The 12,483-nt window shown below is 29.0% G+C and carries 11 protein-coding genes and 1 riboswitch; of the genes, 9 read left to right on the forward strand and 2 right to left on the reverse strand.

The annotated features are described in order from the left end of the window. Nucleotides 1–64: 64 nt before the first annotated feature. Nucleotides 65–934, forward strand: coding sequence for a L,D-transpeptidase family protein (locus KGF41_RS13615; RefSeq protein ID WP_227856743.1), 870 nt, complete (start codon nt 65–67; stop codon nt 932–934). Between the two features lie 148 nt (nt 935–1,082). Here the strand turns inward: KGF41_RS13615 and KGF41_RS13620 are convergent, their stop codons facing one another. Together KGF41_RS13620 and KGF41_RS13625 are read right to left on the reverse strand one after the other, a co-directional pair. After that, the gene (locus tag KGF41_RS13620; protein WP_227842843.1) at nt 1,083–2,228 is read right to left on the reverse strand and encodes an iron-containing alcohol dehydrogenase; all 1,146 of its coding nucleotides are present in this window, start codon (nt 2,226–2,228) and stop codon (nt 1,083–1,085) included. Between the two features lie 262 nt (nt 2,229–2,490). Further along, complete coding sequence (locus tag KGF41_RS13625; protein WP_227829603.1) at nt 2,491–3,267, reverse strand: IclR family transcriptional regulator; 777 nt, start codon at nt 3,265–3,267, stop codon at nt 2,491–2,493. Between the two features lie 569 nt (nt 3,268–3,836). On the opposite strand from KGF41_RS13625, the gene KGF41_RS13630 reads away from it, so the two are divergent. From KGF41_RS13630 to KGF41_RS13665, 8 genes are all read left to right on the forward strand, one after another. After that, a complete protein-coding gene (locus KGF41_RS13630; RefSeq protein ID WP_227829602.1) occupies nt 3,837–4,811 on the forward strand; it encodes a 2-keto-3-deoxygluconate permease in 975 nt (324 codons plus the stop codon). A gap of 77 nt (nt 4,812–4,888) precedes the next feature. Beyond that, nucleotides 4,889–5,194 carry a UxaA family hydrolase gene (locus KGF41_RS13635; protein WP_227829601.1) on the forward strand — a complete coding sequence of 102 codons (306 nt, stop codon included), beginning with the start codon at nt 4,889–4,891 and terminating at the stop codon, nt 5,192–5,194. A 175-nt stretch (nt 5,195–5,369) separates the two neighbouring features. Then, nucleotides 5,370–6,530 carry a UxaA family hydrolase gene (locus KGF41_RS13640; protein ID WP_227829600.1) on the forward strand — a complete coding sequence of 387 codons (1,161 nt, stop codon included), beginning with the start codon at nt 5,370–5,372 and terminating at the stop codon, nt 6,528–6,530. Nucleotides 6,531–6,582: 52 nt separating this feature from the next. After that, nucleotides 6,583–7,485 carry a fumarylacetoacetate hydrolase family protein gene (locus KGF41_RS13645; RefSeq protein WP_227829599.1) on the forward strand — a complete coding sequence of 301 codons (903 nt, stop codon included), beginning with the start codon at nt 6,583–6,585 and terminating at the stop codon, nt 7,483–7,485. A gap of 81 nt (nt 7,486–7,566) precedes the next feature. Then, complete coding sequence (locus KGF41_RS13650) at nt 7,567–8,460, forward strand: dihydrodipicolinate synthase family protein (protein WP_227856744.1); 894 nt, start codon at nt 7,567–7,569, stop codon at nt 8,458–8,460. A 122-nt stretch (nt 8,461–8,582) separates the two neighbouring features. Further along, a riboswitch (cobalamin riboswitch) is annotated at nt 8,583–8,763 on the forward strand. Between the two features lie 202 nt (nt 8,764–8,965). Beyond that, complete coding sequence (locus tag KGF41_RS13655; protein WP_227829597.1) at nt 8,966–10,096, forward strand: ABC transporter substrate-binding protein; 1,131 nt, start codon at nt 8,966–8,968, stop codon at nt 10,094–10,096. A gap of 73 nt (nt 10,097–10,169) precedes the next feature. After that, entirely contained in the window at nt 10,170–11,195 is a 1,026-nt protein-coding gene (locus KGF41_RS13660; RefSeq protein WP_227829596.1) for a FecCD family ABC transporter permease, read from the forward strand. 2 nt (nt 11,196–11,197) lie between these two features. Further along, on the forward strand, nt 11,198–12,394 hold the full coding sequence (locus KGF41_RS13665) for an ABC transporter ATP-binding protein (RefSeq protein WP_227856745.1): 1,197 nt from the start codon (nt 11,198–11,200) through the stop codon (nt 12,392–12,394). Nucleotides 12,395–12,483 lie beyond the last annotated feature (89 nt).

A 12,483-nucleotide genomic window follows, 5' to 3' on the forward strand; every position in this document is an offset into this window, starting at 1 on the left:
GAGTAAGTTTAAAAATAGAAGAACGAATACATATCGAATTTCATAAAGTATTGTAAAAAGACATATGAGAGGATGGGTATGTGTGAAGCTATTTAAAATAAACATTAAAAAGTACAGAGCACCTATATATAAATATGCTTTAGTAAATGTAAACTTGAGGTCTGTGAAATCTACAAGTTCAAGTATTATAACTGTAATACCTCAAGGTTCTAAATTAGAGGTGTTAGATGAAGAAGACGATTGGATTAAAGTAATTTATAATTTTCAAGAAGGGTATGTATACAAGGATTTAATATCAGTAAGTGAATATGCTTGGAGTAATTTAAATTTAAGAGAAGATAAGTCTACAACTTCTAATATAATTACAGTAATTCCTGAAAAGTCTAGGGTCGAAGTTCTACAGGTAGATGGTGATTGGAGTAAAGTTGTATATGATGATAAAACAGGATATGTTTTTAATTATTTCTTGTCAAATGATGGAAATAAACCTAATGAATTAGACTATAAGTATTTTTATACTGATATGACTAAATTTGTTAATGAAAATAATATTAAAAGTACTAGTGACTATCTAATTACCACAGACCTTAAAAATAAATACACTTATATTTTTAAGAAAGATAATGGTGGCTGGGGGCAATTATATAAATGGGAATGTACTATAGGTAAACCTGAAACTCCAACGATAACAGGTATTTTTTATATAAGTGGTAGAAAACCTTCTTTTGGGACTGATGAGTATTCAGTTAAGTATGCCACTCGTATTAAAGGAGGGTATTATTATCATTCTGTGTTATATAATTCAACTGGAAGTTATATAATAGATGCTAGACTTGGTGAAGCTCTTAGTCATGGATGTATAAGACTAAGTACAGAAAATGCTAAGTGGATATATGATAATATACCTGACACGACAACAGTTATAATTCATTAAAAATATTATTTATTAGTTTCAAGGAGTTTAAAATAAAATAAAATTAAAGATAAGAATTTAAATAATAAGAGAGTGTCAATAATTAAATAAAAATATTTTGAGACACTCCCTTATAAATATACATAATTAATTTATAAGTATTATTATACTAAGAGATTTTCTTAAATAATTCTATAATTTTGTCTTTATCAAAGAAAACAGGATTGGCTCCAGCACAAGCATCTTTCATAGAATTTTCAGCAAGCAACTCAAAATTAGGATTATCAACACCAACATCTTTTAAAGATTTTGGTATTCCTACCTCTTCTGAAAGAGCCTTTATTTTATCTATTACAAAATCAACACATTCTTTATCTGATTTGTCATGTATATTCATTCCAATAATTTCAGCTATTGGACGGAATTTAGAAGGTGCAGATTTAGCATTTTCTTCTTCAACTATTGGTAGTAACATAGCATTACATACTCCATGAGGTAAATCATATAAACCTCCTAATTGATGAGCCATGGCATGGACATTTCCAAGACCTGCATTACTAAATGCAATTCCATTTAAAAAACAAGCATAACACATTTGTTCTCTAGCATCTATATCATTCCCATCTTTAACAGCTCTAGGAAGATATTCAAATATCTGTTTTATAGAATATAGTGCAGTTGAATCTGTAACATCATAAGCTCCATTAGCCACTACAGCTTCTATAGCATGAGTAAGTGCATCCATACCAGTGGCTGCTGTTAAGTTAGCTGGCTTACTAATCATTAATTCTGGGTCATTTACTGTCATTGTAGCTAGTGCATTTGTATCAACCATTATCATTTTTACATGTCTATCTTCATCTGTTATAACATAATTTATTGTAACTTCAGCTGATGTACCAGCAGTAGTAGTTATTGCAACTATAGGAAGACATTTTTTGGAAGTTTTATTTACACCTTCATAATCTCTAATGTCTCCTCCATTGGTAGCTAATATAGAAATAGCTTTGCCACAATCTTGTGGAGAACCACCTCCTATAGTTATAACAAAGTCGCAATTTTCTGATTTTAGTATTTTAAGACCATTGTTAACATTAGTTACAGTTGGATTTGGTTTAACTTCATCATAAACAGCAAAGGTTACACCTATTTGAGATAACATATCTGTTACTTTTTTTACAGTACCATTTGAAGTTAGAAATTTATCGCTAACGATAAATGCTTTTTTAGTGCCTAAAGATTTAATAGAATCTTTAGCTTCACTAAGACACCCTTTTCCAAGTAAGTTTATTGGTGGTACATAATAGATACTCATAGTTAAAATCTCCTTTTTTGAATTAATTTTTATGTAAAATATACATACCTATAATAGTCTTATACTAATTCACATATTATATATTGGTTTTGAGGTTAAAATACATATTGCGAGTTTTTATATAAGAACTAAGTTCGTAATTACGATTATGATTAGAATTTAACATAGTATTTTTATCATGTCAATAAAAATATTAAAAATAAAAAAGAGCATAAAAAAACAAAGTTACTGTAATTAAGTCAGCAACTTTGTTTTTATCAATCTAATTTATTATAATATCTTCATTACGTTCTTCCATCATAGATTGAATGTTTTTTTGTGCATTTAAAAGTAATTTTTTTATCAGTTCTATTTTTTCTTCACTAGACCTAAAAAGTGGAAGTGTTACACTAACAGCGGCTCTTATACATCCATTTTTTCTTATTGGTACAGCAAGGCATTTTAGATATTCCATTGATTCTTCACATTCTGAAGCTATTTGAGTTTCACGAACTTCAAGAAGCTGGTCATATAAAATATCAAAGTCAGTAATTGATTTTTTTGTAAATCCTTTTAACCCATCTGGATATAAACTTATTAGTTTTTCCTTATCAAAATCACATAAAAGTGCTTTTCCAAGACCTGTACAATTAGCAGGTATCTTTTTACCAACATAAGAAATAAGTCTAATTGGCTCTGGAGAGTCAACTTTTCCAATATAAAGAACTTCGTTATTGTCAAGTATACCAAGTTGACAAGTTTCAGAACAAGAATTAACTATATTAGTCATTTCGTCAATTATGTAGTTAAAAATAGTTCTTTTTTCAAAAAACGAAGACCCTAATGTGTAAGAACGTATACCTATGGAATATTTAGACGTATTTTTATCAATAGTAATGTATTTTCTAGCATTAAGTGTATGAACTATAGGAAAGATACTACTTTTTGGAGCATTGATAGCATCTGCTATTTCTGTAAGAGTATATCCATTCTCAGATTCAGCTAATGCTTCTAAAATATCTAATATCCTAGCTGTTGGGCGATGATTATCTGAAGTCATAAATTTCCCCCTATCTTTGTTAATTTAAAGTGTTAGAATATGTTGATTTTAGCATAATGTATGATAATTTACAATGTAGAAATAAAATATATGACTGTATATACAAATAAGCTTTAATTGTAAATATTTGTATATGATTTTTTTTATGAAAATTTATATTGAAAACTTGAAATAATTTCCAAAATATACCTGAAGAAAGTACACTGTATTTAGCTATATAATTTAAGATAAGACAATAATAACCGTATTTTATATATAAATATCGAAATATTATGAATTTAAATTATATAAATTGTGATATATAGATGTGAATTGAGAAAAATTACTTTTTATATTTTGCATATAATGAAGATAATTGATAACTATTGATATATTATCAGATAATTTGAAAAAATTTTGACAAAAATTTATTTTTTTTATTGACTCATAATTAGGAAAATGCTATCATTAATTCAAAGATTCGTAAATAAAAACTTAGTTCTTAAATACGAACCGAAACGGCCGTTAAAATTAAAGCTAAAAAATTTAATAAGAGTAATTAAATATCATGTTTTAGGAGGAGTAACTTTATGATAATGGATTTTATTAAAAAAATTCCTGCAGGTATGATGATAGTTCCAATGTTTATAGCAGCTTTCATTAATACATTTTGCCCAGATATTGTACAAATAGGTTCATTTACAACAGCAGTATTCTCAAGTGTTGGCTCTGCAACTATAATAGGGGTTCAACTAGTATGTCTTGGAACTCAGCTTCAATTTAAAGAAATGCCAAAAGTATTAAAAAGAGGAGGCATACTTCTTGGCTCTAAATTTGCTATAGGTGCTTTAATAGGTATACTTATAGGAAAATTATTTGGAATGGATGGAGTATTAGGTCTTACAACTTTGGCAGTTATAAGTGCAGTTACAAATAGTAATGGTAGTATATATCTCTCATTAATGACTTCATATGGAGATGAAACAGATTGTGCAACTATGAGTTTACTTACTTTGAACGATGGGCCATTTTTTACATTGATAGCTCTTGGAACTTCAGGACTTGCAAATGTTCCATTAATGTCATTATTGGCTGCAATTGTGCCAATACTTGTTGGTATGATAATAGGTAATTTTGACAAAAAGATGAAAGAATTTTTAGAACCAGGATGTAATTTATTAGTACCTTTTGTAGGATTTGCACTTGGAAGTAGTATAAATCTTGCAAGTATATTAAAAGGAGGTCTATCTGGAGTATTGCTTGGATTAATATCTGTGTTTGTAGGAGGTATATTTATAGTATTCTGTGATAGATTTATAGGGAAACGTCCAGGGTATGCAGGATGGGCTGTAGCCACAACTGCAGGGAATGCAATTGCTGTTCCTGCTGCTGTTGCATTAGTTGACCCAACATGGCAGCCATATGTTGCAACAGCTACAACTCAAGTAGCAGCTGCAGTAGTTGTTACTGCGATATTAGTTCCTCTTATAACTAGCTGGTGGGCCAAGAAGCATGGATGTCCTAAATTCCCAAAACAAAAAGATGATGGGACAATAGTAGCCTGATGAATACAGATATATAATTACTAAGATGATTTTGTATATTAATAAAATTATATTATTTATAAAGGAGAACAAAGATAATGATAAATGCAGTGATAATTGATGAAAAAGATAATGTTGCAGTAGCTATTGAGGCAATATCTAAGAACAGTGAAATTAAATTTAAATTAAAAGATAAAACAATAAAGACAATAACAGCTTTAGATGATATAACTATTTATCATAAATTGGCTATAAAGGATATGGCTGAGGGAGATAAAGTTACTAAATATGGAGAACACATAGGAGAAGCTAATCAAGAAATAAAAATTGGTCAACATGTACATATTCACAATGTTAAAAGTGTTAGGGAAGATTTAGATAAACAAATTGTATCGAACATATAAAGTAACATTTATAATTCAAGCAAAGTAGTATTTAGTATTAAATGATTAAAGTATTTTGTGTTGAATGATTGAATAAGAATGATTTTAGTTAGCTAATTAGCAATAAGAATAAAATTTATAGTACAAGAAAATCACATAAAGTATGATAAAGAGACTATTTTAGGAGGAAATCAATATGAAATTTTATGGATATAAAAGACCAGATGGAAGAGTTGGTATAAGAAATCACATATTAATATTACCTACAAGTGTGTGTGCATCAGATACAACGAGAATTATAGCCTCACAAGTTCAAGGGGCTGTTACTTTTAATAATCAAAATGGATGTTCTCAAGTAAGTTCAGACCAACAATTAACTATGGATGTTATGGCTGGATACGCAGCAAATCCTAATGTATATGGTGTAATAGTTGTGTCTTTAGGTTGTGAAAATTGTCAAAATGACTTGGTAGTTGATGCAATAAAAGAGAGAACAAATAAACCAATAAAGACTCTTGTAATACAAGAAGAGCATGGAACTTTGAAAACTATAGAAAAAGCTGTTCGTTATGCTAGAGAAATGGCACAAGAAGCTTCTTTACTTAGAAAAGAAGAATTTCCAATATCTGAACTTATATTAGGGACTGAATGTGGAGGGTCTGACCCAACAAGTGGGCTAGCTGCTAATCCGCTAATAGGAGAATTAAGTGATAGACTTGTTGATTTAGGGTCTACTTCAATTTTAAGTGAAACTACTGAATTTATAGGAGCAGAACATATATTAGCTAGAAGAGCAGTAAATGAAGAGGTAAAAGAAAAAATACTACATATAGTACATAGATATGAAAATTCATTAAAATTAGTTGGAGAAGAAGTTAGAGAAGGAAATCCATCTCCTGGAAATATAGCTGGTGGACTTACAAGCTTGGAAGAAAAATCACTAGGCTGTATACACAAAGGTGGGCACAGAGTAATAAGTGAAGTATATGATTATGCAAAGCAAATTGATAAGAAGGGTCTTGTAATAATGGATACACCAGGAAATGATGCTTCATCTGTTGCGGGTATGGTTGCAGGAGGAGCTCAAGTCGTAGTATTTAGTACAGGGAGAGGGACTCCATCAGGAAATCCAATAGCTCCAGTAATAAAAATAACTGGAAATAAAATAACTTTTGCAAATATGGAAGATAATATGGATTTTGATGCTAGTCCAGTTATATATGGACCACAGACAATGGAAGAATTGACAGATGATTTATTAAATCTAGTTGTAGATGTAGCAAATGGTAAGCAATCAAAAGCAGAATCACTGGGATATACTGAAATGGCAATAGCTAGAGTGTGTAATTATGTATAAAATATAGGACTTAAAAAGGTATGCATTTAGAATTTTACTAAAGGGTGATAGTATGAAGTTTGTTAGTTTTAGTAGTATTGAAGATACATCTAAAAAGGTAGGAATTCTCTCAAAGGATGAATTGTTTATTATCGATGTCAATTCCATAAGTCTTAGTAAATTTTTTATAGATGTAATTGATTTAATTCAAAGCGTATCTCAGGATGATATTATTAAGTTAAAAAATATTATAAGTGAAGAATCATTTAATGCCTATAATGTTTTTAAAAGAGAAAAATGCACTATACATGTTCCTATAGAAAAGCCAATACATGACATTTTATGTGTAGGAGTAAACTATAAAAAACATCTTGAAGAAACTCAAACTCATTTTGATAGTAGCTTTGAAGAACCTGAGAAAACAGTCTATTTTACAAAACGTGTGACAAAGGCAATAGGTCCAGAAGACGAGATAGATGCTCATTTTGATATAAATAATCAGTTGGATTATGAGGTTGAACTTGGAGTAGTAATAGGTAAAACAGGTGTTAATATAGAAAAAGAAGATGTAGAAGATTATATCTTTGGTTACACTGTGATAAATGATATTTCTGCTAGAAAGTTGCAAAAAGAACATGTTCAATGGTTTAGGGGAAAGGGATTAGATACATTTACATCTTTAGGGCCATGTATCTTACATAAAAGTGCAATTTCTTTTCCAGTAAAACTTAATGTATATAGTAGAGTAAATAATGAAGAAAGACAAAATTCTAATACAGAGTTATTCATATCAGATATCTCAGATATAATTTCACAACTTTCAAAAGGGATGACTTTAGAGGCAGGAGATATTATAGCTACTGGAACACCTTCTGGAGTAGGGATGGGCTTTTCTCCTCCTCGATATATGAATAGTGGAGATGTAATTGAATGTGAGATTGAAAGTATTGGAATATTGAAAAATTATGTTAAGTAAATGTTTTATTATATAATTTTAAAACATGGGCTATAAACATATTAAATGAACATATCAAAATAAATTTTAGGAGTTTAAATTATGAAAGCAGAATTTTTGACACCAGTTGTTACAATATTTGATGAAGACGGAAATTTAGATAGAGAAGGAAACAAAAAAGTATATGATTACCTTATAGATGGGGGAGTAGATGGTCTAGTTATAATGGGAAGTACTGGAGAGTTCTTTAATATGTCTATGGATATGCAAAAAGAGCTTATAGATTTAGTAATTAATCATGTCGATAAGAGGGTTAAAGTGTTTATAGGTACAAGTCGTATGTGTGCAGATGAGTCTATAGAACTTTCAAATTATGCACATAATAGTGGAGCAGATGGAGTTATGATAATAAGTCCTTATTATTTCTCACTTGATGATGATAGTATTGAACTGTTTTACAGTAAGATAGCTGAAAACACAGATGCAGAAATATACCTATATAATTATCCAGATAGAACTGGTTATGATTTAAGTCCAGAACTTACATTAAAGCTTGCAAGAAAGCATAAAAACATAGTTGGATATAAAGATACAGTAACTTTAATGGGACATACTAGAGATTTAATAAATACTATGAAAACAGAGTTCCCAAATTTTAAGATATATAGTGGATATGATGAAAATTTTATACACAACTTAATGTCTGGAGGAGCAGGATGTATAGGAGGATTATCAAATCTAATTCCAGAAGTATGTTCTAAATGGGCTGAAGCTTATAATAATAAAGATATGGACAAAGTTATTGAAATTCAAAAATATATTAATAAAGCAATGGATTTTTATTCAATAACAAATCCATTTATACCAGCAATGAAGAAAGCTATGAATATTAGAGGATTAGAAATAAGTGATTATGTAACTGCTCCATTTATAAAGCCAAATGAAAATCAAGTATGTAAAATTAAAGATTTGATGGATGAATTAAATATAAACTAGGAAGATAAAGAGGGTTTTAAATTGATTTTTATAGTCATTTTAAACCCTCTTTTTGAGTGGATATATTAAATCAACCTTGCAAAGTAATTAACAATAAACTACAATTATCTTAATGAAAAATTAAATATAAATAATACTAGGGTACTATTTTAGTTTAATAGGGAAAGTGATGTAAATTCACTACAGCCCCCGCTACTGTATACGGATACAAAATCAAATCCACTGAGATTCATAGTAATTTTGGGAAGGTTGATGGAGGAAAAGCCGTGAGTCAGGAGACCTGCCCAGTATTACATAAATACAATTTAGGGTGGAGATTGTAGTTTATAATAAAATGAGATATCAATTCATTTTTTATAAAATTGATATAGAAGCTTCTCCTTGCTAATTTAGGAGAAGTTTTTTATTTTACTAAAAAGTTATATTTATAAAATTAATTTTAGTAAAATGTCTTTTTAAAATATATGTAGCCACTCATAAAAAATAAAATAATGGAGTGAAAGTAATGAAATTTAAATCAAATGTTTTAAAGCAGTTTTTCTTAATTGTAATGGTAGTTTTTTTCGTAGGAGGTATTGTAGGTTGTAGCAAAAAAGATAACAACAATGAACAAGTTAATAGCGGTGAAAAACTAGAATTAAAATATGCAAGTGGGTTTAGTGTTGAGAATTTAGAAGATGGAATTAAAAAGGTTGTTGATGGAGATAATAGAGAACTAATTTTGATTCCTAAAAAGATAAAAATACCTGAAAAATACAAGAATGCAAATATAGTTAGGACACCTGTGGATAATGTATTGATAGCATCTACAACACAAGCTTGCTCTTTAAGGACGATAGGTGAGTTAGATAGTATAAAAGCAGTAACAACAGAAGAACAATATTGGACTATCAAAGAAATTAAAAATTTAATGAAAGATGGAAAGATACATTATGTCGGTTCAAATTTAGCACCAGACTATGAAAAAATAGTAGACTTAAATCCTGACTTGACTATAGTGAGTAGTGGTTTATCAGAAGCAGATACAAAGTTTATAGATAAGTTAGAAGAATTGGGACTTAACTATGTTGTAGATAATGAATATAAAGAACAAAATCCATTTGGAAGAATGGAGTGGACAAGCTTAATAGCTGCATTTTATGATAAAGAGGATATAGCTACTAGTGAATTAGATAAAACAGTACAAAAAATAGAAGAAGTTAGTAAAAAAATAAAAAATAAAAGTAAACCTAAAGTTGTATGGGCGTCTGTATATGAAGGTAATGCTTATATAGCACCTAAAAATTCATATGTAGATAATATGATAAACATGGCAGGTGGAATAAATGCTTGTGCCTCAATAGATTCAAATGAAGGGCGAGTAAGTATTGAGCAATTGCACGAAGTAGCAAAAGATGCAGATATATTTGTGTATTCATCAAGTTCAGATTATGCACCAAATTTAGAGTCTATAAAATCTAGTGCACCAGTGTTATCTGATTTAGATGTTGTCAAAAAAGGGAATTTATGGGTGTTTGCTCCAGATTATTATCAATCGGTGGATAGGACAGATGAATTAATAGTAGATTTGGTTGAAATGTTTCACCCAGGTACTACTGGTGAAAAAATTAAGCATTATGTAAATTATGATAAGTAATAGATAAGATTAAATTAACAAGTAAACTTTATAAATTTGAGTTAATGTAGTTTTTAATAAGAGGAGTATATAGATGGACTTTATCAATAAAAGCAGAATTAAAAATACTACTATATTTATAACCTTAATTGTAGGCATAATACTTACTTTTTTGATATGTGTAGCATTTGGTTCTGTAAAAATCGAATTTAAAGAAATAATAGATGTTGTATTAAGAGGAATAGATAGTACAGAACACTATAAAATAATCTATAATATAAGGATTCCTAGAGTTCTTGCAACTATGGTAGGAGGTGCTTGCTTAGCAGTATCTGGTATTTTACTACAGATATTTTTCAAAAACCCAATAGTTGAACCATATATCTTAGGTGTGTCTTCAGGTGCCACTTTATCAGTAGCACTGATGATTTTAGGCGGATATACATTAGGATTTGAAAGTATAAATTCAATGAGTATATTTATAGCCGCATTTGTAGGAGCTTTAATTGTAATGTCTATAGTTATTCTATTTGCCAGCAAAGTAAAAAATATAACAACGCTTTTAGTTATAGGAATTATGACTGGATATGTATGTAGTGGAATAACAAATATATTACAATCATTTGCAAATAATGAAAAATTAAAAGAATTTACTATGTGGTCTATGGGAAGTTTCTCAGGATTTACATGGGAAAAAGTAGAAATACTTATGTTAGTCGGCATATTAGGTCTTTTGATGACTATATTCATAATAAAACCTCTAAATGCTTTTTTACTAGGGGAAGAGTATGCAAAGAGTATTGGTGTAAATATAAAATTTTTTAGATTTTTGGTAGTATTTATATCTAGTATACTAGCAGCAATAGTATCAGCATTTGCAGGTCCTATAGGATTTATTGGTCTTGCAGTACCACAAATAGCAAAATTGATATTTAGAACATCGGACAATAGAGTATTGATACCAGTAGTAATTCTTTTAGGAAGTATAGTTACAGCTCTTTGTGATTTAGTATCCAGAGTAATTTTGTCGCCAATAGAATTACCAATAAGTGCAATAACTTCATTATTAGGTGCTCCAATTGTAATAATGTTATTGATGAAAAGGAAGGATAGGGCTTAGACATGTTGAGAACTAATAATTTAAGTGTTGGATATGATAAAAAAGTAGTTGTAAGTGACATAAACATAGAGGTAAAAAATGGAGAAATATTATGTCTTTTGGGAAGTAATGGTGCTGGTAAAACTACTATATTAAGGTCTTTATCTAAACTCATAACACCAATAAGAGGTGAAATATATTTAAATGATGCAGATATAAATCATATCTCCAGAAAGACATTATCTAAAAAGATGGCTTTAGTACTTACAAATAGATTATTAGGAGATTTAATGACTGTACAAGATGTAGTTAATATGGGAAGATACCCTTATACAGGATTTTTTGGAAATCTATCTAAAAAAGATTTAATAATGGTAGATGATTCATTAGAATCTGTAAATGCACTTCATTTAAAAAAAAGATATTTTGATGAACTTAGTGATGGTGAAAAACAAAAGGTATTAGTTGCAAGAGCATTAGTTCAAGAGCCAGAAATAATAATATTAGATGAACCTACAACTCATTTGGATATAAAGCATAGATTAGAACTTATGAATATACTAAAAAAACTAAGTAAGGAAAAATCAATATCAGTAATACTTTCATTACATGAAATAGATATAGCGCTAAAAAGTTGTGATAAGGTTGCTCTTGTGAAAAACAACAAAGTTATAGCGTATGGTCAGCCAGAAGATATGGTAGATGAAAATATGATAAATTCACTTTATGAATTAGAGGATAAAAATTTTAACAGTTTATTAGGTGCAGTAGAAATTAGCAATAAATCAAAAAATGAAGTTTTTATAATTGGTGGAGGTGGCAAAGCAACACCAATCTACAGAGCTTTTACTAAAAGAGGTATAGGTATATATTCTGGCATAATACATGAAAATGATATTGATTATGAAATTGGTAGGACTATGGGCATAAAGTTGTTTACAGAAAAGCCATTTGAGTCAATAAGTGATGAAAGTTTCGATTTGGCTATTAGAAATTTAAATAATTCTAAGATTATAATAGACACAGGATTTAGCGTAGGAGAAACAAATAAAAGAAATATAGACATTATAAAAGAGGCTTTAAAATTGGACAAAAAAGTTTATTCATTTAGAACTAAAAGTGAGAGTAATAAGTATTATAAGCATTTGAGTGACAATATAGAATATGTAGATAAAGTTTCTAAAATAGTGGATAGTATTGATAAAAATAATTTACTGTAAATTGTAATTTATGGCATATTTAGGAATGATAAAATATATAAAAGAGTATCGTAAGTAGATTTTTAAAGTGCATTTTTAAAATCTCTAGA

This window comes from Clostridioides sp. ZZV14-6150 (assembly GCF_020657875.1).
Lineage (GTDB): Bacteria > Bacillota > Clostridia > Peptostreptococcales > Peptostreptococcaceae > Clostridioides.